Origin of the sequence: Methylobacterium sp. ap11, assembly GCF_900110515.1 — a bacterium.
GTDB lineage: Bacteria > Pseudomonadota > Alphaproteobacteria > Rhizobiales > Beijerinckiaceae > Methylobacterium > Methylobacterium ajmalii.
This window is the reverse complement of sequence record NZ_FOEB01000003.1, coordinates 394,737-418,138: the sequence shown is the minus strand read 5'-3', so window position 1 is coordinate 418,138 and position 23,402 is coordinate 394,737. Positions and strand designations below refer to the sequence as shown.

The window sequence follows — 23,402 nt, the reverse complement described above, 5'->3', positions numbered from 1 at the left end:
GCGTTGTTCTTAAGTCGGCGGGTGCGGCGGGGCCCTTAGCGGGCGCCCTGCATCGCCAGGCGAATGCTGTTGAGCTTGGTGCGCAGGGAGGCGTCGACCATGCGCGAGCCGAGCTTGACGACGATGCCGCCGATCAGGCTCGGGTCGATGCGCAGGTCGAGGTCGACCTCGGCCTTCGCGACGTCCTTCAGGGACGCCTTGATGTCCTGGAGCACCGCGTCGGAGGGCTGCTCGGCCAGCCGCACCTCGGCACGGACGATGCCCTTCGACTCGCGCACCAGCTCACGGTAGGCGCGGATCATGTCGGGGAGGGCGAAGAGCCGGCGGTTGGCGGCCGACAGGCGGATGAAGTTGGCGGCCAGCCCCTGGATGCCGGCCTTGGCCACCACCGCCTCGATCGCCTTGACCTGGTCCTCGGCCGAGAAGGCCGGGCTGCGCACCAGGCGCCGCAGGTCGGCACTCTCGGTCAGCAGGGCGTCGAACCGGTCGAGCCCCTCCGCCACCGCGTCGACGGCCCGCTCGTCGCGGGCGAGCTCGAACAACGCCGAGGCGTACCGCCCGGCGGCGCCCGCCAGGGGAGAACCCGATTCCGATGCGTTCTGAGCCACCAGCGCTCTCTCTTCATGTCCTGGCCCGACGGGTCCGGCCGCATCGCGCCGGCCTGAAAAGGAGCGGCGGCGGCGCGCGGCCCGTCGATGATGGGAAAGGCTCCGGCGCGAGAAGACTGCCCCCTCCCCCGGCGCGGCGCCGGCCTAGCATGGGTTTTCGGGGGGCGCAAGGCGAGCGCGGGCGTGCGCCAATCGCGAGGCGGGCCCTGGATTTAATCCGGTCCGGGGCCCTTCCGCGCGTCATCGCGGGCATCACCCGGGGCGCGCCTTCGACGTTGGTCGGATGGCGCGCGCGAAAACCCGCCGGTGCCGCGTCGTGCGAGGTCGCGCCGGCACCGGGGCGGACGGGCAAGGTTTCGTGATGGTTTCCGAAAAATTTCGGGCCGCGCCGGTCCGGGAGTCAGCTCCCGCAGGCGATCTCGTCGCACTCGGCCACCGCCGCGAGCATCCGGGCGAGGCTCTTCGGTCCCGGATAGCCGAGCAAGGCCGCGGTGCCGACGACGTAGGACGGGGTGGCGTGCAGGCCGAGATTCGCGGCGAGCCGCATCTGGCTCTTCAGGGCCTCGCGCACCTCGTCGGAATCCGCCGCCTGCTCGATCGCCGCCCGGTCGTGGCCGAGGCGGGCCGCCGCCTCGAGCGCCCGCGTCCCGTCGATCCGCCCGGCGGTGCCGGGCCCGAGGAGCGCGGCGTAGAGCCCCGCGGTCGCCGCCGAGCCGCCGGCCCGCTGCACGGCCAGCGCCACCTTGGCGGCCTGGGCCGACTGCACCGACAGGATCGGGTTGTTGATCAGCCCGATGCGCAGGTCCGGATTGGCCCTGACGAGGTCGTCGAGGTCGCGCGCCGCCGCCCGGCACCAGGGGCAGTTGTAGTCGAAGAACTCGAAGAGGGTGACCGAGGCCTCGCGCGGCCCGATCCAGGTCACGCCGCGCAGCCGCCCGATCTCGGAGACGAGCTCGCCCGGCAGGCGGGTGTTGGGCAGCGGCTGGCCGTTGTCGCCGGTGATTGCGCGCCACTGGCCGTCGGCCTGCGCCCGCGCCTCCGGGGCGAGGGCGGGGAGCGCCGCCAGGGAGGCGGCGATCAGGGTACGGCGGGAAAGCGGCATGGGAGTCCTCGGGGGATCCTGGGCGGGCCTCGGGAGCCCGGGTCCGGCACGCGACGGGCTGTCGTTACCCCCGAAGGTCTAGCTCGGCCATTTTGGCCGGATGATGGCCTCACGCCCGCGCCGCCAGCGCTTCCACCACGGCCGCCTCCAGGGCCTGCGGCGTCACCCGGGGGGCGAAGCGGGCGATCACCCGGCCGTCGCGCCCGACCAGGAACTTGGTGAAGTTCCACTTGATCGCCCGGGTGCCGAGAAGCCCGGGCTTCTCCTGCTTCAGGTGGGCGAAGAGCGGCTCGGCCCCGGGCCCGTTCACCGCGACCTTGGCAAAGAGCGGGAAGGTCACGTCGTAGGTCGTCGTGCAGAACCGGGCGATCTCCGCCGCATCGCCCGGCTCCTGGGCGCCGAACTGGTTGCAGGGAAAGCCCAGCACCACGAGGCCGGCATCGCGGTGGCGCCGCCACAGCGCCTCCAGCCCGGCATAATGCGGGGTGAAGCCGCAGGCCGACGCGGTGTTGGCGACGAGCAGCACCTTCCCGCGGTACTGCGCCAGCGGGTGGGGCGTGCCGTCCGGGGCGGCGGGGACGAAGTCGTGGACGGTGGTCATCGCCACCTTATGCCCCAGGCCGCCGCCCTTCGTCTCGCGTGGAGCGGGCCCGAGGGGCGTCTACGCCCCCACCTTCCCCCCGCCCCGCTTCGTGATCGCCACCACCGCCGGGCGCGGTGGCAGGGCGGGGTCGAAGTCCGGCCAGCGGGTCGCCGGGTTCTCGAAGGTGGCGGGCACGGCGCTGGGGTCCTCCTCGTCGGCCTCGCCGGGATGCTGCACGGCGACGAAGAAGGTGGTGTCGTCGGGGGTGAAGTAGGGGCCGCACATCTCGGCCCCCATCGGCACCTGGAAGAAGTGCTTGGCGGTGCCGCGGCGGGCCCCTTCCGTCTCCATCGCCCAGATGCCGTCGGCCCGGCCGGTCTTCGACGGCGAGTTGCCGTCCGTGGCGACCCAGAGGCGGCCCGCTCCGTCGACCGCGCAATTGTCCGGCATGCCGAACCAGCCGTCCTTCGTCGTCGCCGACGAGAAGGTGGCGCCGACCGCCGCGACCGACGGGTCGCCGCAGCGCACCAGCACCTCCCAGGCGAAGGCGCCGGCCGCGAAGTCGCCGCCCTCGGGCGAGAGCTCGACGATGTGGCCGAAGCGGTTGTCGGGCCGCGGGTTCGCCGCATCGACCTGGTCGGCCTTGCGACGCGTGTTGTTGGTCAGCATCACGTAGACCTTGCCGGTCCTGGCGTTGGCCTCGACGTCCTCCGGCCGGTCCATCTTGGTGGCGCCCAAGAGGTCGGCGGCCCGGCGGGTCTCGACCAGCACGTCGGCCTGGTCGCGAAACCCGTTCTCCGGCGTCAGCGGTCCCTGCCCGAACACGATCGGCAGCCAGGTCCCGCGGCCATCGGCGTCGAAGCGGGCGACCGACAGCGTGCCGTGGTCGAGGATGTCGCGGTTGGCCGCCCGGTCGGCGGTGTTGACCGGGTCCTTCGTGACGAAGCGGTAGACGTAGTCGAAGCGCTCGTCGTCGCCCTGGAACACGACGTAGCGGCCGTCGCGCGCCATCGCGCCCGCCGCGCCCTCGTGCTTGAAGCGGCCCATGGCGGTGCGCTTCACCGGCACGCTCGTCGGATCGAACGGGTCGATCTCGACCACCCAGCCGAAGCGGTTCGGCTCGTTGGGCTCTTTCCCCAAGTCGAAGCGCTCGTGGAAGCGGGCCCAGCCGTAGAGGTTGCCCGGCATGCCGAGGCGCTTGTGGTTGCGGGCTTCCGGCGAACCCTCGGCCAGGCGGCCCTGGAAGTAGTAGTTGACGTTCTCCTCGCAGGTCAGCCAGGTGCCCCACGGGGTCACGCCGCCGGCGCAGTTGTTGAGCATGCCCAGCACTTGGGTGCCGTCCGGGTCGGCGCCCGTGCGCAGGCGGGCCGAGCCGGCGGCCGGGCCGGCGATCCGCATCGGGGTCATCGCGGTGATGCGGCGGGCGTAACGGGATTCCGGCACCACCCGCCAGCGCCCGTCCTCGCGTATGACCTCGATCACCGAGCCGCCATGGGCCGCCATCTCAATGTCGACGAGGTCGCGGTTCATGCCCGCGAAGGCGACCTTGCCGTCCTGGCGGCCGAGGCCGGGGAACATCAGCTCCTCGTTGGTGTATTCGTGGTTGACGACGAGGAGGCCGTGGCCGGCCGGGTCGCTCGCGCCGGGCAGCGGGAAGAAGCCCAGGAAGTCGTTGTTGTAGCCGAATTGCTGCGCCTGCGCGGCGGCGCTCTGCCTGTGCGGGTCGAAGGCCGGAGCGCCCGGCAGGACCGGATCGCCCCAGCGGATCAGCACCTCGGCGTCGTGGCCCTCCGCCACATGGTGGCGCTCGTCGGCGCCGGCCGGCAGCTCGCGGAACGGGAAGGTTTCGGGGCCCGCCGCCGCGACGGCCCGTGGCGCGAGCGTCGCCGAGATCGCCGAGACGGCTAGGCTCGCGGCCAGGCCCCCGCGCAGGATCTCGCGCCGGTCGAAGCGCCGGGCCACGACCTCGCCGAGGGTCGGGTTCGGGCTCGGGTTGGAGCCGGCATCCTCGGCCGCCTCGGCCTGCTGCGAACGGTTCAGCGACGGCTGCGTCATCGGGTCCCCTCGGCGCTCCCTGTCATGCGACCCGGGAGCTTACCCGGCGGACCATGGCGGCGGGATGACGGCGCCCGGCGATGCGTCCGCGGCCGGGCGGGCGGGCCTCAGGGCAGCAGGTGCGCGTCCAGCCAGGGCCGCGGGGTCGGGTCGGGCAGGCGGTGGGCGATCCAGTCGATCACCGCGTCCGGGGTATCGAAGAGCGGCGCGCGGGTGAAGCCCCGGCAGGGCCCGTAGGTCTCGGCCACGCGCCACTTGTGGCAGTGCTCCGGCGCGGCGGTGACGGGCTCGAGGCGCACCAGCAGCGAGACCGGCTGATCGCCGAGAGAGATCAGGCAGGTGTCCTGGTCCGCCCCGTCGCGGTTCATGCGGGCATGGCGCTGGGTCAGCGTGCCGGATGGTCTCGCCTGTGTGGGTCTGCCGAACATCCCGCTCCTCTCGTTCCCGCCCCATGAACTAACACGACGTGTTAAGAAGTCCCGAAACAGATGGCGACAATCCAATCCGTCCTCGACAAATTGGTGCTTTCGTCCTGTAACGCCACGCTGAAATGATTCGATACTCGATCATTACAACCTAAAATTGGTTAAGAAACCGCAAATATGTCCCGCTTGATTGAGCGTGGCATGTTTCGGTGGGGCGCTCAAGTGGATCGCCCGCGCGATGGACTGTTCGCCGGGAAAAGCCTGCTGGCGCGCGCCCGGCCTCGATTGCCGGCCCCGACCCCGGCGCGGGGAGGCGCGCTCCTCGAAACCTGCTAGACCCCCGTCCGGGCACCGGAAGACCGGGCCGTCGGGAGGAGCGCGGACGCGATGGACGACGAGACGTTTCGGGCCTGGGCGCACCGGGCTGCCGACTGGTCGGTGGATTACCTCGAAGGCGTCGGCGAGCGGCCGGTGCGGGCGCAGGTGGCCCCCGGCGAGATCCTCCGTCAGCTGCCCGAGACCCCGCCCGCCGCGGGCGAGCCGATGGAGCGGATCTTTTCCGATCTCGACCGGGTGGTGATGCCGGGCATGACCCATTGGCAGCACCCGCGCTTCTTCGCCTATTTCCCGGCCAATGCCAGCCCGCCCTCCCTGGTGGCGGAGTTCGTCACCGCGGCGCTCGCCGCGCAATGTATGCTCTGGCAGACCTCGCCGGCCGCGACCGAGCTCGAGACCCGGGTGATGGACTGGCTGCGCCAGATGATCGGCCTGCCCCAGGACTTTTCCGGCGTGATCCAGGATTCGGCCTCGGGCGCGACGCTCGCCGCCCTCCTCACCGCGCGCGAGCGGGCGCTCGGCTTCACCGGCAACGCGACCGGCCTCGCGGGCGGGCCGACCCTGCGGGTCTACGCCTCGCAGCAGGTCCATTCCTCCGTCGACAAGGCGGTGCGCATCGCCGGCATCGGCGACGCCAACCTGGTGCGGATCCCCGTGACCGGCCCGCTCCACGGCATGGACCCGGACGCCCTCGACGCGGCGATCCGGGCCGACCGGGAGGCCGGGCGGGTGCCGGCCGCCATCGTCGCGTGCCTGGGCGGCACCGGCATCGGCGCCTGCGACCCGATCGAGGCGGTCGCCGCGGTGGCACAGCGGCACGGGGTGTTCCTCCACGTCGATGCCGCCTGGGCCGGCAGCGCGATGATCTGTCCCGAGTTCCGCGACCTGATGCGCGGCGCCGAGCTCGCCGACAGCCTGGTGTTCAACCCGCACAAGTGGCTGTTCACCCATTTCGACTGCTCGGCCCATTTCGTCCGCGACCCGAAGGCGCTGACCGACACGCTGGGCCTGCGCCCCGCCTACCTGCGCACGCTCGGGCGCGACGGCGTCGTCGACTACAACGAGTGGTCGATCCCGCTGGGGCGCCGCTTCCGGGCCCTGAAGCTGTGGTTCGTGATCCGCTCCTACGGCGTCGAGACGCTGCGGGAGATGATCCGCGCCCACGTCGCCTGGGCGCGGGAGCTCGCCGGGATCATCGACGCCGACCCGGATTTCGAGCTGACCTCGGCGCCGGTCCTCTCGCTGTTCAGCTTCCGCTACGCCCCTGCCGGTGCAAGCACCGGTGCCGGTGCGAGCACCGGTGCCGGTGCGGGCACCGGTGACGGTGCGGACGACCTCGACGCGCTGAACGCCCGCCTTCTGGAACGGATCAACGACGACGGTCGCACCTACCTGACCCAGACCCGGCACGGGGATCGCTTCGTCCTCCGCTTCCAGGTCGGCCAGACCAATACGACGCGGGCGGACGTGATGACGGCGTGGGACGCGATCCGGGAGATCGCCGCGGGGTTGCGGGTGGGGTGAACTGAAGGCCAGAGCATCACGATGCGGATAGCTGTCTGCTCGTTCCGGAGTGTCCGCAGACCTCTATCCTGATCTGCGCGAAGGCCTCCTCCAGGAACGGGGCGGCGCTCCGGTCGCCGCCGGCCTGGATCCAGGCCTCGATCGCCAGCCGCATCGCGCCGAGGGAGACCATCGCGACGAGGCGCAAGGCCTGGCTGCGGGCGGGGTCCGGCCAGCGCTCGACGAGAGCCTCGTGCAAGGCCCGCTCGTGCAGGCCGTAGGTCGCCTGCTTGCGCGCCTGCAAGGTCTCGTTCGCGCGCAGCACCCGGTCGATGCTGATGAATTCCTGGGTTCGGATGCCCGCCACGAGGTGCAGCATGGCGCCCCGGACGACGTCGACCGGCGCCGCGTCGGGCTGGGCCAGCACCGCCTCGCGCAGCTGCGCGCCGAAACCCCGCATCTGCCAGTCCAGCAGGATCTCTTCCTTCGACCGGAAGTAGGAGAAGAACGTCCGACGCGAGATGCCGGAGGCCTCCGCGATGGCGTCGAGCGTCGTCGCCTCGTAGCCGCGCTCGCCGAACAGCCGCAGGCCGGTCTCGGCGATCCGCCGCAGCGTCTCCTGGCGCTTGCGCGCGCGCAGGCTCACGGGCTGTCCAGACTCGCTCTCCATGCGGCCTTCTCGCACGGCGCTTCCCCCTTGAGAAGTTGCACCCGGTGCAGTAATAAATTTGCACTGAGTGCGATCATGCACTCGGTGAAAGGGAGTCGCGACCATGTCGGGCTGGACGCTGGCCGATCTGCCGTCCCAGGCGGGACGCACCGCGATCGTCACCGGGACCGGGGGCCTCGGCCTCGAGGACGCCCTGGCCCTCGCCGGCGCCGGGGCGGAGGTGATCGTCGCCGGGCGCAACCCGGACAAGGGCGCGGCGGCGCTCGCCCGCATCCGGCAGGCGGTGCCGGAGGCGCGGGTCGCGTTCGAGGCCCTCGACCTCGCGAGCCTCGCCTCGGTCGCCGCCTTCGCCGAGCGGATGGCGGGAAGCCGCGACCGGATCGACCTCCTGATCAACAACGCCGCCGTGATGGCCCCGCCGACGCGGCAGGTCTCCGCCGACGGCCACGAGCTGCAATTCGCCACCAACCATCTCGGCCACTTCGCCCTCGCCGCGCGCCTGCTGCCGCTGCTGAGCCGGGCCGGCGCCCCGCGGGTCGTCTCGCTGTCGAGCGTCGCGGCCCGCAGCGGGCGCATCGCCTTCGACGACATCCAGGCGGAGCGCGCCTACCGGCCGATGGCGGTCTACAGCCAGTCGAAGCTCGCCTGCCTGATGTTCGCCCTCGAGCTCCAGCGCCGCAGCGATGCCGGGGGATGGGGCCTTGCCAGCCTCGCCGCCCATCCGGGCATCGCCCGCACCGATCTGCTGCCGAACGGCGCCGGCGCCCGCAGCGTCGGCGGGCTGGCGCGGAGCCTCCTGTGGTTCCTGTTCCAGCCCGTCGCGCAGGGCGCGCTGCCGACCCTCTACGCCGCGGCCGCGCCGGCGGCGAAAGCGGGTGGGTATTACGGCCCGATCCGCCTCGGCGAGACCCGCGGCGCGCCCGGCCCCGCGCGGATCCCCGCCCAGGCGCTGGACGAGGCGGCGGCCGCGCGGCTGTGGGAGATGTCCGAGCGCCTCACCGGCGTGAGCTTCCCGGAGGCCCGATGACGCCGATCCTCGCCCGGATGGTTAGTGCAGGGCTGGTCGCCTCCGCATCCCTCGTGAACCTCCCGCCCTGCGTCGCGAAGGCGGCCGATCGCGCAGAGCGCTCCGCCGCCGTGGCCGAGGCAGGGCCCGTCCACCTGGCAGGCGACGCGGCGCTGTCTTTACGCAGTGCGATGCAGGACGGCAGACGGTCACGTAGTCACGCGGCGAGCGCGAAGACAATCCTCGTTCACCCCCGTACCGCCCGCTCCGGCGGGCAGCGCAACACCGCCTCCACCTCCTCGCGGGTCTTGCCGCGCACCGCGTAGCCCATCGCCTCGAAGCGCTCGATCAGCGCCGGGCTGTCCTCGGTGGCGCAGGCGGCCCAGGCGGCCAGCCGCTCGTTCATCGTGTGGAGTTCGGCGGACGGGTTGCGGTGCGGGGTCGACGGTTCGTTCATGGGGGCGGCCATCCTTGACGACTGGGTCGTGCCGGCGGGAAGACGTAGGGTCAACGCGCCGGCAGCCGTCATGGTTGTGTCTTAAAACGCCGCCCTCACTCCATGGTGGGCGCCAGCTTCTTCACCCCCGGCACGTCCTCGCCGAGCCAGGCGGCGTTCTTGGCGGTGCCGTCGAAAGTGGCGCTCGTCTTGAACAGCTCGTACTTGCCCTCCAGCGCGTAGGGGCGGCTGCGGGTGAGCAGTTCCGCCACCGTCGCCTTGTCCATCGGCGTGAAGGTCTTCACCGCCTCGAAGGCCTGGTCGAGGTCGCGCTGGTTCTGGATGCCGGTGATGACCACCGAAGTCTGCAGGTTGAGCGAGAAGTGCAGGTACTCGATCGGCTTGATCGGCGCGTCGCTCTTCAGGATCACCCCGTCGCCGAAGGTCTTCATGGCGAGCGCCGCGATGCCGTTCTGGACGAGGTAGGGCAGCACGAGGTGGCCGAAGCTGCGGAAATGCGCGTCCATCACGTTGAGCGGCATCTGCACCGAATCGAAGTGGAAGCCGCGCTCGGCCGCCACTTCGAGCATCTGCAGGTGGATGCGCGGGTCCTTGTGGCCGGTGAAGCCGATATAGCGCAGCTTGCCGGCCTTCTTGGCTTCCTGGAACGCCTCCATGGCGCCGCCTTCGGCGAAGACCCGGTCGGGATCGTCGTAGCGCAGGATCTCGTGGTGCTGGACGAGGTCGATCCGGTCGGTGCGCAGGCGGCGCAGCGACTGGTCGATCTGCTTCATGGCCTCCTGCTTGGTCCGCCCGTCCATCTTGGACATCAGGAAGACCTTGTTGCGATAGCCGTCCTGCTCGAGGGCGATGCCCATCCGCTCCTCCGAGCGGCCCTCGTTGTAGTCCCAGCAATTGTCCATGAAGGTGATGCCGCGGTCGACACCCTCGTGGATCAGCCGCGTCGCCTCGGCATCGGTCACCGCGGACTTGCCGAGGTGGAAGCCGCCCATGCCGATCGCCGAGATCTTCTCGCCCGTGCGGCCGAAGGGCCGGTAGAGCATCTCGCCCCGGCGCTCGCCGGGATCGGTGACGAACGGCAGGTCGGCGGGGTCGTTGGGCCGCGTGTTGGGCAGCGGGGCGGGCGGGGCGTTCACGGCCGCCCCCGCGGAGCCGGAGACCGCGAGACCGGCTCCGAGGGCCGCACCCTGCAGGAAGCTGCGACGTTCCATGGCGATTCTCCTTGAGCGGGATTCATCGGGACGACTCCGTCAGGCGGTTTGCCGCGTGGAGCAGGCGGAGCGCCGCGCAGGCCGCGCCGTAGCCGTTGTCGATGTTGACGACCGCGATGCCGGGCGCGCAGCTCGCCAGCACCGCGTCGAGGGCGGCGCGCCCGCCCTGCGCGACGCCGTAGCCGACCGAGGTCGGCACCGCGATCACCGCGCCGGCGACGAGGCCGCCGAGCACGCTGGGGAGCGCCGCATCCATGCCGGCGGCGCAGATGACGATCGGATGGGCCCGGATCTCCTCGACCCGCCGGGTCAGCCGCCACAGGCCGGCGACGCCGACATCGGCGATCAGCGTGGTGGCGTGGCCCTGATAGGCCAGCGTCCGCTCGGCCTCGCGGGCCACCGGCACGTCCGAGGTGCCGGCCGCCACGATGGCGATGCGGGCGGGCCCCTCGACCGGACGCGCCGCGCCGAAGAACGCCGTGCGCGAGACCGCGCAGTAATCGAGCCGGTCCCTGTACCGGAGGGCCGCGAAGCGCTCCGGGTCGAGGCGGGTGACGAGGAAGCGCGCGCCCCGCTCGTCGGCCGCCGCCAGGATGGCGTCGATCTGCGCCGGCGACTTGCCGGCGGCGAACACCGCCTCCTCGAGGCCGATGCGCTCGGGTCGGGCGAAGTCGAGGGTGAATTCGTCGGACAGGCTCATTGGGCCGCCCCCCCCGTCAAGAAGGCGCTGCCGGTGCGGTAGGGCGCGAAGGAGACCGGCGCGTCGGCGAGCCGGGCCGGCGCGCACGCCGCGATGCGGCGGCCGAGATCGACCCGCCTCGTATCCGGCAGGCCGGCGAGGCTGTGGGGATCGAGCTCGACCACGATACCGGCGGCCCGCACCCGGCAGCGCACCGCGCTCCTGGGACCGCTCTGGGCACCCGTCGCCGTCAAATCCTCGCCGACCAGCCGCTCGACGGCGTGGATGAAAGCCAGGGTCTCGGGCTCGATCCGGATGCCGGTCTCCACCCGGCTCGACAGGCAGGGCGCCGAGGGCAGTTCCGCCACCGCGCCGAGGCCCAGGTCGCGGGCGAGCCCCCGCACCATCGCCTTGCTGAACCCCGCCTCGACGAAGGGGTGGCGCACCCCGTGCTCGCGGGCGGCGTCGAGGCCCGGGCGGTACTCGCCGAGGTCGTCGAGATTGGCGCCGGACACGATCTGGCGCCCGGTCACCTGCCGGATCGCCCCGTAGAGGTTGGTCTTGCAGAAGAAGCAGCGGTTGACCGGATTCTCGCGGTAGGCCGGATCGGCGAACTCGCCGGCCTCGATCACCCGCAAGTTCCAGCCCTCGCGGGCGGCCTCCGCCCGCACCCGCGCGGTCGCCTCGCCGGGCACGGCCGGGGAGACGGCGTGCACCATCAAGGGCGGCTCAAGGCTGGTGCGATGCGCGATCGTCGCCAGCGTCAGGCTGTCGACCCCGCCGCTCACCGCGACGGCGACCGGCCCGAGCCCGGCGAGGACGGAGTCGAGGGGGGCGCTCATCGCTGCTCCTCCGGCAGTGCGAGGGCCAGGCGCTCGGCCTCGCGGCGCAGGGCCTGGCGGGCGGCGTGGCCCTCGGTCGCCAGGGCGTCGTCGGATTCCGCCTTGGCGGTCCGCCCGCCCGGCCGTGCGACGCTCTTCACCCGGACCGGCCGGCCGGCGACCTCGACGGTGTCGAGGCGCCGCGTCAGCGCCGCCCCCGAGACGGTGTGGTGGCGCAGCCCGATCGTGGTGGTCTCGCGAAAGCAGGCCTCGATCGCCTCCTCGATCGCGTCGGCCCGGGCGAGCGCCCGGACATGGGTCATCATCCGGCCCTTCTTGCCGAAGACCGGCATCTGCACGACGTCGAAGATCTTGTCGTGCGCCCGCAGCCGGTCGAGCCCCATGGCGAGGTCCTCGGCCGACTGGTCGTCGACCTCGAACTCGATGATGCCGAGCTCACGGTGACCGGGAGAGCCGGTCTCGCCCTGCTCCTCGAAGGCCAGCACCCGCAGCACGTTGCTCAGGCCCGGCATCACCCTGGTGCCGAAGCCGAGGCCGCTGCGCAGGAGCCGGCGCGGCCCGCTCTTCTTGGGCTGGTCGCCGCAGAGATGGCGCAGGATCGCCGCGCCGGTCGGCGTCACCCGCTCGCCCGGCACGCCGTCGTCGAGGGTGAGGAAGCCTTCGAGCAGCAAGGCGGTCGCGGGCGCCGGGACCGGCAGCGGCCCGTGCTGGGTCATCACCCGCCCCGAGCCGAGGGGCAGGGCCGAGACCGACCAGCGGGTGGCACCGATCGCATCGATCAGGTGCGCCGCCGCCACGATGTCGGCGATCGAATCCCAGGCGCCGACCTCGTGGAACGCCACGTCCGCGACCGGGATGCCGTGCACCCGCGCCTCGGCCTCGGCGAGATGCCCGAAGATCGCCAGCGTGTGGGCGAGCATCGCGGGCGGCAGCCCGCTCGCCTCCAGGTCGCGGCGGATCGCGGACCAGTGCCGGTGCGCGTGGCCGCCGCCGTGATGGTGGTGACGGTCATGATCGTGGTGGTGATGGGCGGCGTGGTCGCCGTGATGATGGTGATCGTGGTGGTGATGGCCGCGGTCGTCCGCCGGGCGGTCGGGCGCCTCGCCCTCGGGGCCGGTGACGGCGAAGCGGCGGCCCTGGAGCACGCCGTCGCCATGGGCGAGGAGCGTGCAGGCGGTGCGGCCGCGGCTCGCCCGCGCCACGCTCTCGCGCACGCCCGCCTCGTGCTCCGGAAAGGCGTCGAGGAGCGCCGCCGCGACCATGTCGCCGGCCACGCCCCCGACGGCGTCGAGATGAATCTGCATCGGGTCCTTCGTCCCGGCCTCGGACCTGACGCCGGTCGTGGGCAGATCGGTCCGCGGGGCGTCACGGCAAGCGCCCCGGACAGACGGTCGCAGCGGGGACGGCCCGGACTTTCGCGCCCCGCCCCGGTGGATCCTCCCCACGCCCCGGGGCATAAGCCCCACCAACGACACGATGCCGACCGCCCGGGCCGACCGCCCGGGCGGTCGCGCATCACAGGAGAGGACGCGACCCCATGCGGATCACCGGAGAGAACCTGATCGGCGGCGCCACCCGCCGCGGCGAGGGCGAGACCTTCCGGGCGGTCGAGGCCGCCACCGGAAACAGCCTGGAGCCGGCCTTCGCGGCGGCGACGCCGGCCGACGTGGACCGGGCCTGCGCCCTCGCGGCCGAGGCCTTCGACCCCTACCGCGAGACCGCGCTGGAGGACCGTGCCCGCTTCCTGGAAGCGGTGGCCGAGGCGATCCTCGCCCTCGGCGACGAGCTGATCGTGCGCTGCATGGCCGAGAGCGGCCTGCCCCGCGCCCGGCTGGAGGGCGAGCGCGGCCGCACCGTCGGCCAGCTCAAGATGTTCGCCGGGGTCGTGCGCGACGGCGGCTTCCTGGAGGCCCGGGTCGACCCGGCGCAACCCGAGCGCAAGCCCTTGCCGCGCCCCGACCTGCGCCTGCGCCAGATCGCCGTCGGCCCGGTCGCGGTGTTCGGCGCCTCGAACTTCCCCCTCGCCTTCTCGGTGGCGGGCGGCGACACGGCGTCCGCGCTCGCCGCCGGCTGCCCGGTGGTGGCCAAGGCCCACCCGGCCCATCCCGGGACCTCCGAACTCGTCGGCCGCGCCGTGCAGGCGGCGGTGAAGCAATGCGGCCTGCCCGAGGGCGTGTTCTCGCTGCTGCTCGATGCCGGCATCTCGGTCGGCCAGGCGCTGGTGGCCGATCCGCGCATCGCGGCGGTGGGCTTCACCGGCTCGCGCCGCGGCGGCCTGGCGCTGATGCAAGCTGCCGCCGCCCGCCCCGTCCCGATCCCGGTCTATGCCGAGATGAGCAGCATCAACCCGGTCGTCCTGCTGCCGGCAGCGCTGGAGGCCCGCGGCCGCGACATCGGCCGCGCCTTCGCCGGCTCGCTCACCCTCGGCTCGGGCCAGTTCTGCACCAATCCGGGCCTGATCCTGGCGGTCGAGGGCCCGGGCCTCGACGGCTTCCTGGACGCGGCCTCCGCCGCCCTGGCCGAGATCCAGGCCGCCACGATGCTGACGCCCGGCATCCACAAGGCCTATTGCGCCGGCGTCGCGGCGCTCGAGGCCAACCCCGCCGTCACCACCCTGGCGCGCGGGCTCGCCGGCGGCACGAACCAGGGCCAGGCGGCGCTCTTCGCCACGACCGCGCAAGCCTTCCTCGCCGACCACAACCTCGCCGAGGAGGTCTTCGGCGCCGCCTCGCTCGTCGTGCACTGCCCCGACCTCGCGACGATCCGCGCGGTGCTGGAGCGGCTGGAGGGCCAGCTGACCGCTGCCGTGCATCTCGACGAGGCCGACTTCGAGGCGGCTCGCGCGCTCCTGCCGGTGCTGGAGCGCCGGGTCGGGCGCATCCTGGTCAACGGCTTCGGCACCGGCGTCGAGGTCGGCCACGCCATGGTGCATGGCGGGCCGTATCCGGCGACCTCGGACGGGCGCACCACCTCGGTCGGCAGCCTGGCGATCCACCGCTTCCTGCGCCCGGTGAGCTACCAGGACATGCCCGAGGCCCTGTTGCCGGCGGCCCTGCGCACCGGCAACCCGCTCAAGCTGTGGCGCCGCGAGGACGGCAAGGTCGTGGCGCCGGGGGCCTGATCCCACCCCGCTTCGGGGGTCCGCAGGGCCTCCCGGAGCGCTTGGAACTCACCCCCTGTATCCTCGTTGATCGCCGCACCAGCACGGGAGCACGCGATGATCGAGACCAGCGGCATCAAGGAGCACATGCCCGTCGTCGGCTCCGACGGCGGCCATGTCGGCACGATCGATCATCTCGACGGGCAGCGGATCAAGCTGACGAAGACCGATCCGGAGGCCGGCGGCCACCACCACTTCATCCACGTCGATTCCATCGCCAGCGTCGAGGATGGGCAGGTGCGCCTCAACCGCACCACCGCCGAGGCCAAGGACGAGTGGGCGACGGCCTGAGGGCGGCGCCCGAGCGATCCTCGCCGACGAAAAAAGGCCGCCCTCGTCGGGCGGCCCGAAGTCCAGGGAGGAAACGCCCGGGAGGGCGAGAGCCGCGCGGTGGCGTCGCCGCCGCGTTGCCGGGGATAAATCCGGTCCGCGGTCGCGCGGTTCCGGATCAGGGCCCGGTACCAAGGTCCGTGCGGTCGAGCCTTGGTTCCGCCTCGATTCATGCGGCGGGACTTTTACGGAACGATGCAGGTCCGGGTAGTCACGACCTTGCGCATCCCCCACTCCGTCAGGCCGACCCGCTGCCGGGTCGAGCAGCCGTCGCCGGGGCGGGGCACGTAGACCGGGTAGCCTCCCGCCGCCACGACGCGGCGCGGCCCGCTGTCGACCAGGATCGGGCGCCGATCATAGATCGGGCGCCGGTCGACGAAGACGGGCCGGCCCCCACCCCGCACGACGACGGGACGCCGGTCGACGTAGATCCGCGGACCGCCCCCGTATCGATCCCCGTGCCATCCGCCCCAGCCGTGACGCCCATGCCGGTCCTCGTGCCCATGATGATGCCCATGAGGGTGATAGCCATGAGGGTGACGGCCATGATGGCGGTCGTGGTGACGGCCGTGCGCCGAGGCCGGTGCGATCGAGAGGGCGGCGAGCACGAGGGCGGCCGCCGCCAGACCGAATGGCTTGCTCATCCTGAAAGTACCTTCCTGTGCGTACCCCGAATGATCGCCCCGCCCCGGTCGTGGCGGCGGGCGGCTGAACCGCACCGCTCCGGCCCGTTCATCCAGCCTGCAGGCACGCGAGGCGGGCAGGTCAGATCCCAGTTTGTTATATCTTGAACACTCCCGTGGTACGGATCGTGCCCCATCCCGCGCCGCGTCGTTCCCTTCGGCGCGGCGCGAGCCCCGGCGAGGACGACGAGGACCATGGCGGAGATCGACACCCGGGCCTTTCTCGAGGACCTCCACGCTTTGCGGGCGATCGGCCGCTTCCGCACCGGCGTGCACCGTCCGACCTACTCGCCGCAGGACATGGAATCCCGGCGCTGGCTGATGCGACGGCTGGAGGAATGCGGGCTCGCCCCCACCATCGACGGGGTCGGCACCGTGCTCGGGCGCCATCCCGGCGCGGGGCCGCATCTCCTCGTCGGCAGCCACATCGAGAGCCAGAACGAGGCCGGCTGGCTCGACGGGGCGCTCGGCGTCGTGGCGGGGATCGCGCTCGCCCGGGCCGGGCTGCCGGTCGACGTCTGCGCCTTCGCCGACGAGGAGGGGCATTTCGACATCGGCTTCCTCGGCAGCCGCTCCGCCATCGGCGAGGTCACCGAGGCGGCGATCGACGAAAGCCGCAACAGCACCGACGGCACGCCCCTGCGCGAGGCGCTGCAGGCGGCCGGCCTCGCCGGGTTGCCGCGGATGCAGCTGGAGGCCGGGCGCTACCGCGGCTTCCTCGAGATGCACATCGAGCAGGGCACCCAGCTCGAAGCGGCGGGCCAGCGCCTCGGCGTCGTCACCGGCATCGTGGCGATCTGGCAGTTCCGGATCGTGATCGAGGGCGCGCAGGACCATGCCGGCGGCACCACGATGGCGGAGCGGCGCGACGCGGGGCTCACCGCCGTGCGCCTGCTCTCGGCCATCGACGAGGCGTTTCCACGGATCTGCGGCGAGCGCAGCACCTGGACCACCGGGCGCATCACCCTCGATCCCGGCGCCCCGAGCATCATCCCGGGCCGGGCCGAGATTCTCTTCCAGTTCCGCGACGTGTCCGTGCCGGTGCTGGAACGGATGGAGGCGACGCTGCGGGCGCTGATCCGCAAGAGCAACCGGCGCGAGCGCTGCACGGCGACCCTGGAGGAGATCTCCCGCAACAGCCCGGCCCTGTGCGATCCCGGACTGATGGACGCGCTCTCGGACGCGGCCGAGGTCCTGTGCCCGGGGGGCTGGCAGGCGATGCCTTCGGGGGCCGGCCACGACGCCCAGAACGTCGCCAAGGTGATGCCCGCCGCGATGCTGTTCGTGCCCTCGATCGGCGGCATCAGCCATCACTGGAGCGAGGACACCCGGGAGGAGGACCTGGCGCTCGGCGTGCGGGTGCTGGGAGCGGCGGCCGAGCGGGTGCTGGCCGCCAGCGCGTAAACGCCGCCGCAGCCGGACGCCGCCGGTTCCCCGGAGCGGCGCCCGATCGCGTCTTCTTTCGACGAACCGGACCCCGCTCCGCCGAACGAGGCCCTACAGCAGCTTGTCCAGCGTCACCGGCAGCGTCCTCACCCGCTTGCCGGTCGCGTGCCAGATCGCGTTGACGATCGCCCCGGCACTCCCCGTCACGCCGATCTCGCCCACCCCCTTGATGCCGAGCGGGTTGACGTGGGGATCCTCCTCCTCGACCAGGATCGCCTCGAGCGAGGGCACGTCGGCGTTCACCGGCACGTGGTACTCGGCGAAGTTGGCGTTCATCGGCCGGCCGGTGCGGGGGTCCATCACCGCCTGCTCGTGCAGGGCGAAGGAGACGCCCCAGATCATCCCGCCGTAATACTGGCTGCGCACCAGCCGCGGGTTGATGATCCGCCCGGCCGCGAAGGCGCCGACGAGGCGCGTCGCCCGGATCTGGCCGAGATCGGGGTCGACCGTCACCTCGGCGAAGACCGCGCCGTGGGCGTGCATGGCGTAGTGCTCCCGCGCCGCGTCGGGCCCGGCCGCGCCCTTGCCTTCCACGGCGTCCTTGCCGGCCCGGGTCAGGATGTCGGCGAAGCTCTCGGACCGGGTCTCGTCGTCGCGCCGCACCAGGCGGCCGGCGCGGGCGATCACCCCGGCATTGCCGGCGCCGTAGAGGGGCGAGCGCTGGTCCTGCGTCGCGAGCGCCGTCAGCTGCGCGATCGCATCCGTTGCCGCCGCCTTGATCGCCGTACCGGCGGTGGCGGTGTGGGCCGAGCCGCCGGCGATGCCGCCGTTCGGGAGGTCCGAGGAGCCGATGCGGAAGTCGATCGCGTCGATGGGAAGGCCGAGCTCTTCCGCGGCGATCTGGGCGAGCGCGGTCCAGGCCCCCTGCCCCATGTCGATGGCGCCGATCGCCACCGAGGCCGCGCCGGTGGCCCTTAGCACCGCCCGCGCCTCGGCCTGGAACATCAGCGCCGGGAAGGTGGCGGTACCCACCCCCCAGCCGACCAGCAGCCCGTCGGCATTGCGCATCTGCCGCGGCGCCAGCGGGCGCTCGCTCCATCCGAACGCCGCCGCGCCCTGGGCGTAGCACGCCCGCAGCGCCTTCGAGGAAAAGGGCTTGCCGGAGGCCGGCTCGGTCTCGGCGTAGTTGCGCAGGCGGAAGTCCAGCGGGTCCATGCCGCAGGCCTCGGCCATCTCGTCGATCGCGGCCTCCAGCGCCGCGCTGCCCGAAGCCTCGCCGGGCGCGCGCATGAAGAGCGGCGTGCCGGTATCGAGCCGCACGGCCCGGTGGCGGGTGGCGAGCGCCGGGGCGGCGTAGAGCGTGTGCGAGACGCCGCCGCTCGGCTCGACGAAGTCGTCGAAGGTGCTCGTCGCCGTGAGTGTCTCGTGATCGAGGGCGGTCAGTGCCCCATCCTCCGCCGCGCCGAGGCGCAGGGTCTGGCGGGTCGGGGCGCGGTGGCCGACCGGGCCGAACATCTGGGGGCGGCTCATCACGAGCTTCACCGGCCGGCCGACGAGGCGGGCCGCCATGATGCCGAGCACCTGGGGGCCGGCGATCATCCCCTTCGAGCCGAAGCCGCCGCCGAGGAACGGGCTGCGGATGTGGATGTTCGCGGGCGGGATGCCGAACAGGCCGGCGATGCGCGCTTGCGCCATCGCCAGCCCCTGCGAGGGCATGTCGAGGTCGAGCCGGTCGCCGTCCCAGGTGGCGACGACGGCGTGGGGCTCCATCGCGTTGTGGTACTGGGCGGGCGTCTCGTAGGTCGCCGCGACGGTGCGCGCCGCCGCGACAAGGCCGGCCGCGACGTCGCCGGTCTCCATGTCGGCCGGGTCGCCGACGCCGATCGCCTCCGGCGTGTAGGGCTCCGCCCCGTCGAGGCCGACCGCGGGCGTCTCGACCTCGTAGGCCGGATCGAGCAGGGCGGCGCCCTCGGTGGCGGCCTCCAGGGTCTCGGCGATCACCACCGCGACCGGCTGGTTGGCATAGCGCACCCGGTCGTCCTGGAGGAGGTCGAGCCGGAAGGTGAAGCCGTCGTGCTTCTCGTCGGGGTGCTGGGCCAGCGCCGGCTTGTTCTGCGGCGTCATCACGGCGACGACGCCGGGATGGCCCTGCGCCGCCGCGACGTCGAGGCGGGTGACCCGGCCGCGGGCGATGCGGCTCACCGCCATCACGGCGTGGAGCATCCCGGGCGGGTGGCGGTCGGCGGCGTAGGGAGCCGCGCCCGTCACCTTCAGGATGCCGTCCCGGCGGGTGAGGGGCTGGCCGAGATTCGAGCCGTGGCGGATCGGGCGAAGAGCGGTCTCAGACATGCGCGGCCTCCGGGGCGGGGGCGAGGACGGAACCCGGCAGCGCGGGCAGGCGCGCGGGCGTGCCGGCGGCGGCGGCGGTCAGCGCCCGCACCGCGAGGCGGCGGGCGAGTTCGATCTTGAAGGCGTTGTCGCCGGAGGGTCTTGCCCCGGCCAGCGCGGCGTCCGCCGCCTCCCGGAAGGCGGCCGCGTCGGGCGCGCGGCCGGTAAGCAGGCCTTCCGCGTCCCTGGACCGCCAGGGCTTGAGGGCGACGCCGCCGAGGGCCAGCCGCGCCTCGGCGATGCGGCCGTCCTCGAGCCGCAGGGCCGCCGCCGCCGAGACCACCGCGAAGGCGTAGGAGGTGCGGTCGCGGACCTTGAGGTAGCGGCTGTGGCCGGCGAAGGCGGCGGCCTCCGGCGGCAGGACGAGCGCGGTGATCAGCTCGCCGGGCTCCAGCACCGTCTCGCGCTCCGGCGTGGTGCCGGGCAGGCGGTGGAAGGATTCGAGCGGCACCAGGCGGGTGCCGGCGGGCCCGGCGATCTCGACGCCCGCGTCGAGGGCGACGAGGGGCACGCAGAAATCCGACGGGTGGGTGGCGATGCAGGCCTCGCTCCAGCCGAGGACCGCGTGGAGCCGGGTCTCGCCGCCGATGGCGTCGCAGCCGCTGCCGGGCCGGCGCTTGTTGCAGGCGCTGCCCGGGTCGGTGAAGTAGGCGCAGCGGGTGCGCTGCATCACGTTGCCGGCTGCCGTCGCGGCGTTGCGCAGCTGCGCCGAGGCGCCGGAGAGCAGGGCCTCGGCCACCGCGGGATAGGCCTCGGCGAAGGCGGGATCGTGCGCGAGGTCGCTGTTGCGGGCGAGCGCGCCGATGCGCAAGCCGCCGTCGTCCCGCCGCTCCACGGCGGCGAGGCCGGGCAGCCGGGTGATGTCGACGAGGCGGGTCGGACGGGCAACGCCGCCCTTCATCAGGTCGAGGAGGTTGGTGCCGGCGGCGAGATAGGCCGCACCGGGCGCGGCCCCGGCCGCGACCGCCCCGGCCACGTCGGTGGCGCGGACGTACTCGAACGGGATCATGCCGCCTCTCCCTGCCGGGTGGTGGGGGCGTTCTGGCTCAGGGCCTGCTGGGCCTCCAGCACCGCCTCGGTGATGCCCGCATAGGCGCCGCAGCGGCACAGGTTGCCGCTCATCGCCTCGCGCACCCGCTCGGGGTCGTCGCCGGCCTGGGCCTCGCGGATCAGCCCGACCGCGCTCATGATCTGGCCCGGGGTGCAGAAGCCGCACTGGAACCCGTCATGGGCGATGAAGGCCTCCTGCACCGGGTGCAGGCGGTCGCCCTCGGCCAGTCCCTCGATGGTCAGGATGTCGGCCCCGTCGAGGCTGACCGCCAGCGCCAGGCAGGAATTGATCCGCCGGCCGTCGACCAGCACCGTGCAGGCGCCGCACTGGCCGCGGTCGCAGCCCTTCTTGGCGCCAGTGAGATGCAGGCCCTCGCGCAGCAGGTCGAGCAGGGTGACGCGCGGGTCGGGGATCGGGATCGTGCGCCGCGTGCCGTTCACCGTCAGGACGATGTCGAAGCTCATGCGTCGGCCTCCAGGCTAGACGGGCTCCAAACTAATCCGGGTGGCCGGACCGCCCAGATGCGGCCGCGTGCGGCAGCGCACATGTCGCAGCGAACCTTTTGCCGGCACGATGGTTGACGCTGCGAAACCGCTTAGCGGTCCCCTTCGACTGACAGGTACTGAGATGAAGACCCGCCTTGCCCTCGCGGCTGCCCTGCTGACCGTCGCCGCCGCCCCCGCCTTCGCCCAGGGCGGCTCGCCCTACAACCGTTCTGGCTCGCAGGCCGGCGGCCCGCTCGGCGGTATCGAGCGTGCCTACGGTGCCCCGGGCGGCGTCCCGTCCGTCGACAGCACCGGCAGCGTCGTCGTCTACCCGCGCGACGATCGCGGCGTGCTCGTTCGCGAGGTGCCCCCGGGCTACGCCCCGGCCGCCCCGTACGTCTACGGCCGCTGATCGAGCCGGGCTCCCGTTCCGCCCCGTTCGGGAGTCCACTCTCGCGAGCCGTGAGGCCCGTCCCCGCGCAAGCGGGGGCGGGCCTTTTTCATGCGTGGCGTCATGCCTTGCCTCGGATCCGGCCCCGGTGTGAACTCCGGGCCTTCCCAGCGAGATCGCGAGCCGCCCGCCGATGACCGTCCCCGCCAGCCCGATCGTCCTCGCCCATGCCGCCTATCGCCTCGGCGATGCCTACCGGGCGGCGGGCGCGCCCGGGCCCTTCGTCGAGGTGCGCGACGTCGCCGCGCTGGAAGAGGCGGTGGCGCGGGCCGAGGTACTGGTGGTCTCGGGCCTGTGGCGGCACGGCCTCCTGGAGCGGGCGCCGCGCTTGCGCTTCATCCAGTCGGTCAGCGCCGGCACCGACCAGTTCCCGAAGGACGCCCTGCGTGAGCGCGGCATCCGCCTCGCCAGCGCGCAGGGCGGCAACGAGCGCGCGGTGGCCGAGCACGCGCTCGCGCTGATGCTGGGCCTCACCCGCCGCCTGCCGGAAGCCCTGCGCAACCAGGCCGCCGCGACTTGGCGGCCGATGATCGCCGATCCGGCCCGGCGCGAGCAGGAGCTCGGCGGCCGGACGCTGCTGGTGATCGGGCTCGGGCGCATCGGCACCCACATCGCCCGGCTGGGCCGGGCCTTCGACATGCGGGTGATCGGCCTACGCCGGCGCCCGCGGGAGGCCGGCGACCCGGTCGAGGCGGTCTTTTCTCCGGACCGGCTGCACGAGGCTTTGAAGGAGGCCGACGTGGTGGCGCTCGCCTGCCCGCTGACGCCGGAGACCGAGAACCTCATCGACGCGGCGGCGCTGGCGGCGATGAAGCCGGGCGCGCTGCTCATTAACGTCGCTCGCGGCCGGGTGGTCGACCAGGACGCGCTCGCCCGCGCACTGACCGAGCGCCGGATCGCCGGCGCCGGCCTCGACTGTTTTCACGATGAGCCGCTGCCGGCCGACGCGCCGTTCTGGCGGATGCCGAACGTGATCGTCACGCCCCACAGCGCCGGGGAGACGAGCCTCTACGAGGGCCGGGTGATCGGCCTGCTCATCGAGAATCTCGGGCGGCTGCGGCGGGGGGAGGAGCTGGTGAACCCGGTGGTGTGAGGAATGCGCGGCGGCAGGCTTTCGTCCCCGACTCGGACTGGCCCGGCAGGGCGTACGTGTCCCTCTTCTCCTCGCGGGCGGCAGGGCTATCCGGGGGAAAAATACCTTTTGAAATCAAGCGCGGGATCCCCTCTCCCGTGTGGGAGAGGGGTAGGGGCGATCGAAGATCGCGCGAGGGTGACACGCTTCAGTATGAAACGCTGAGTGTCGTGCTGGCAGCGGAACGGTCAGCGCTTTACTCGGCAGCGTGTCACCCTCACCCCCGGCCCCTCTCCCACACGGGAGAGGGGAGACGCGCCATTCTTTTTCCCGGACAGACCTGCCGCGGGCGGGGAGAGGGCCGTGTTCTCCTCGTTAGGGACACGGCGAGCCCACGGGGTGAGGGGGTGTTTCAGGTAAAAGTCTCGCCCGGCAAGACCCCCTCACCCCCGCTCCGGCTTCGCTACCGGTCCAGCACCGCCCGGTCGTTCTTCGCCACCAAGGCCTTGAAGTACGGGGTCAGCTCCTGCTCCGACAGGCCGAAGGCCTCGGCGAACTGCATGATGAGGCGCTGCTCGCCCGGCTCGGCTTCGCCGTCCGCCATGGCGCTGTCGATCATGTTGAGGACGATGCAGAGCCGCTGGTCCGGGCGCAGGCGGGGCGTCGCGTCGGCCAGGAACTGCGCCGGCTGGGTGGCGCGGGCGTAGCGGACGGCGGATTCGAGGTGCTGGCGCGTCGTGTGGCGGCCGAGCACGGACATCAGGTGGCCGACCTCCTCCGGGTCGATCTCGCCGTCCGAGCCCATGCAGTAGATCAGCGACACCGCGAGGCAGGTCCGCGGCGTGAGGTCGAGCGAGGTCTGCGACTTGAACATGTTGAACATCGTCGGGGGCCCCTGGCAAGGTGATCTGGCAAGTGC

Annotated in this window: 23 protein-coding genes; 7 read left to right on the top strand and 16 right to left on the bottom strand. The window is 72.7% G+C overall.

Going from position 1 to position 23,402, the window contains the following annotated elements; genetic code table 11:
• Positions 1-35: 35 nt before the first annotated feature.
• From BMX97_RS06505 to BMX97_RS06485, 5 genes are all read right to left on the bottom strand, one after another.
• Complete coding sequence (locus BMX97_RS06505) at positions 36-608, bottom strand: F0F1 ATP synthase subunit delta (RefSeq protein ID WP_091746899.1); 573 nt, start codon at positions 606-608, stop codon at positions 36-38.
• Positions 609-1,008: 400 nt separating this feature from the next.
• Positions 1,009-1,710 carry a DsbA family protein gene (locus BMX97_RS06500; RefSeq protein WP_091746896.1) on the bottom strand — a complete coding sequence of 234 codons (702 nt, stop codon included), beginning with the start codon at positions 1,708-1,710 and terminating at the stop codon, positions 1,009-1,011.
• Between the two features lie 109 nt (positions 1,711-1,819).
• Positions 1,820-2,311 (bottom strand): glutathione peroxidase, encoded by a 492-nt coding sequence (locus BMX97_RS06495; protein WP_091746893.1) that lies wholly within the window; start codon positions 2,309-2,311, stop codon positions 1,820-1,822.
• Positions 2,312-2,371: 60 nt separating this feature from the next.
• On the bottom strand, positions 2,372-4,348 hold the full coding sequence (locus BMX97_RS06490; protein ID WP_091746890.1) for a PhoX family protein: 1,977 nt from the start codon (positions 4,346-4,348) through the stop codon (positions 2,372-2,374).
• A 107-nt stretch (positions 4,349-4,455) separates the two neighbouring features.
• A complete protein-coding gene (locus BMX97_RS06485) occupies positions 4,456-4,776 on the bottom strand; it encodes a hypothetical protein (protein ID WP_143074565.1) in 321 nt (106 codons plus the stop codon).
• 384 nt (positions 4,777-5,160) lie between these two features.
• On the opposite strand from BMX97_RS06485, the gene BMX97_RS06480 reads away from it, so the two are divergent.
• On the top strand, positions 5,161-6,633 hold the full coding sequence (locus BMX97_RS06480) for a pyridoxal phosphate-dependent decarboxylase family protein (RefSeq protein ID WP_091746885.1): 1,473 nt from the start codon (positions 5,161-5,163) through the stop codon (positions 6,631-6,633).
• Between the two features lie 16 nt (positions 6,634-6,649).
• Here BMX97_RS06480 and BMX97_RS06475 read toward each other — a convergent pair whose 3' ends face one another.
• Positions 6,650-7,282: a TetR/AcrR family transcriptional regulator gene (locus tag BMX97_RS06475; protein ID WP_091746882.1), complete on the bottom strand. Its 633-nt coding sequence runs from the start codon at positions 7,280-7,282 to the stop codon at positions 6,650-6,652.
• Positions 7,283-7,385: 103 nt separating this feature from the next.
• Here BMX97_RS06475 and BMX97_RS06470 point away from each other — a divergent pair, with 103 nt between their 5' ends.
• The gene (locus BMX97_RS06470; protein ID WP_091746879.1) at positions 7,386-8,309 is read left to right on the top strand and encodes an SDR family oxidoreductase; all 924 of its coding nucleotides are present in this window, start codon (positions 7,386-7,388) and stop codon (positions 8,307-8,309) included.
• Positions 8,310-8,535: 226 nt separating this feature from the next.
• Here BMX97_RS06470 and BMX97_RS06465 read toward each other — a convergent pair whose 3' ends face one another.
• The 5 genes from BMX97_RS06465 to BMX97_RS06445 form a co-directional block, all read right to left on the bottom strand.
• A complete protein-coding gene (locus BMX97_RS06465) occupies positions 8,536-8,745 on the bottom strand; it encodes a hypothetical protein (protein ID WP_091746876.1) in 210 nt (69 codons plus the stop codon).
• A 95-nt stretch (positions 8,746-8,840) separates the two neighbouring features.
• Positions 8,841-9,956, bottom strand: a complete 1,116-nt coding sequence (locus BMX97_RS06460) for an aldo/keto reductase (protein ID WP_091746873.1) — start codon at positions 9,954-9,956, stop codon at positions 8,841-8,843.
• A 22-nt stretch (positions 9,957-9,978) separates the two neighbouring features.
• Positions 9,979-10,656: a nickel pincer cofactor biosynthesis protein LarB gene (gene larB, locus BMX97_RS06455; protein WP_091746870.1), complete on the bottom strand. Its 678-nt coding sequence runs from the start codon at positions 10,654-10,656 to the stop codon at positions 9,979-9,981.
• On the bottom strand, positions 10,653-11,477 hold the full coding sequence (locus tag BMX97_RS06450) for an ATP-dependent sacrificial sulfur transferase LarE (protein WP_091746867.1): 825 nt from the start codon (positions 11,475-11,477) through the stop codon (positions 10,653-10,655). The genes larB and BMX97_RS06450 overlap by 4 nt, the downstream gene beginning before the upstream one ends.
• Entirely contained in the window at positions 11,474-12,781 is a 1,308-nt protein-coding gene (locus BMX97_RS06445; RefSeq protein ID WP_091746864.1) for a nickel pincer cofactor biosynthesis protein LarC, read from the bottom strand. The genes BMX97_RS06450 and BMX97_RS06445 overlap by 4 nt, the downstream gene beginning before the upstream one ends.
• Before the next feature lie 233 nt (positions 12,782-13,014).
• Between BMX97_RS06445 and BMX97_RS06440 the strand changes: the two genes are divergently transcribed.
• Positions 13,015-14,598 carry an aldehyde dehydrogenase (NADP(+)) gene (locus BMX97_RS06440; RefSeq protein ID WP_091746861.1) on the top strand — a complete coding sequence of 528 codons (1,584 nt, stop codon included), beginning with the start codon at positions 13,015-13,017 and terminating at the stop codon, positions 14,596-14,598.
• A gap of 96 nt (positions 14,599-14,694) precedes the next feature.
• On the top strand, positions 14,695-14,928 hold the full coding sequence (locus BMX97_RS06435) for a DUF2171 domain-containing protein (RefSeq protein ID WP_091746858.1): 234 nt from the start codon (positions 14,695-14,697) through the stop codon (positions 14,926-14,928).
• Positions 14,929-15,152: 224 nt separating this feature from the next.
• On the opposite strand, the gene BMX97_RS31945 is transcribed toward BMX97_RS06435, so the two are convergent.
• On the bottom strand, positions 15,153-15,611 hold the full coding sequence (locus BMX97_RS31945) for a hypothetical protein (RefSeq protein ID WP_143074564.1): 459 nt from the start codon (positions 15,609-15,611) through the stop codon (positions 15,153-15,155).
• Positions 15,612-15,845: 234 nt separating this feature from the next.
• Here BMX97_RS31945 and BMX97_RS06420 point away from each other — a divergent pair, with 234 nt between their 5' ends.
• A complete protein-coding gene (locus BMX97_RS06420; RefSeq protein WP_091746848.1) occupies positions 15,846-17,054 on the top strand; it encodes a Zn-dependent hydrolase in 1,209 nt (402 codons plus the stop codon).
• A gap of 93 nt (positions 17,055-17,147) precedes the next feature.
• Here BMX97_RS06420 and BMX97_RS06415 read toward each other — a convergent pair whose 3' ends face one another.
• From BMX97_RS06415 to BMX97_RS06405, 3 genes are read right to left on the bottom strand one after another with little or no spacing between them, the layout of a single operon-like run.
• Entirely contained in the window at positions 17,148-19,385 is a 2,238-nt protein-coding gene (locus tag BMX97_RS06415; protein ID WP_091746845.1) for a xanthine dehydrogenase family protein molybdopterin-binding subunit, read from the bottom strand.
• Positions 19,378-20,433, bottom strand: coding sequence for an FAD binding domain-containing protein (locus tag BMX97_RS06410; RefSeq protein ID WP_091746842.1), 1,056 nt, complete (start codon positions 20,431-20,433; stop codon positions 19,378-19,380). Before BMX97_RS06410 ends, BMX97_RS06415 begins: the two co-directional genes overlap by 8 nt.
• Entirely contained in the window at positions 20,430-20,939 is a 510-nt protein-coding gene (locus BMX97_RS06405) for a (2Fe-2S)-binding protein (protein ID WP_091746839.1), read from the bottom strand. The genes BMX97_RS06410 and BMX97_RS06405 overlap by 4 nt, the downstream gene beginning before the upstream one ends.
• A 163-nt stretch (positions 20,940-21,102) precedes the next feature.
• Here BMX97_RS06405 and BMX97_RS06400 point away from each other — a divergent pair, with 163 nt between their 5' ends.
• Complete coding sequence (locus tag BMX97_RS06400; protein ID WP_060846919.1) at positions 21,103-21,372, top strand: hypothetical protein; 270 nt, start codon at positions 21,103-21,105, stop codon at positions 21,370-21,372.
• Positions 21,373-21,544: 172 nt separating this feature from the next.
• The gene (locus tag BMX97_RS06395) at positions 21,545-22,504 is read left to right on the top strand and encodes a D-2-hydroxyacid dehydrogenase (protein WP_091746836.1); all 960 of its coding nucleotides are present in this window, start codon (positions 21,545-21,547) and stop codon (positions 22,502-22,504) included.
• 442 nt (positions 22,505-22,946) lie between these two features.
• Here the strand turns inward: BMX97_RS06395 and BMX97_RS06390 are convergent, their stop codons facing one another.
• Positions 22,947-23,366 (bottom strand): tellurite resistance TerB family protein, encoded by a 420-nt coding sequence (locus BMX97_RS06390; RefSeq protein ID WP_091746833.1) that lies wholly within the window; start codon positions 23,364-23,366, stop codon positions 22,947-22,949.
• Positions 23,367-23,402 lie beyond the last annotated feature (36 nt).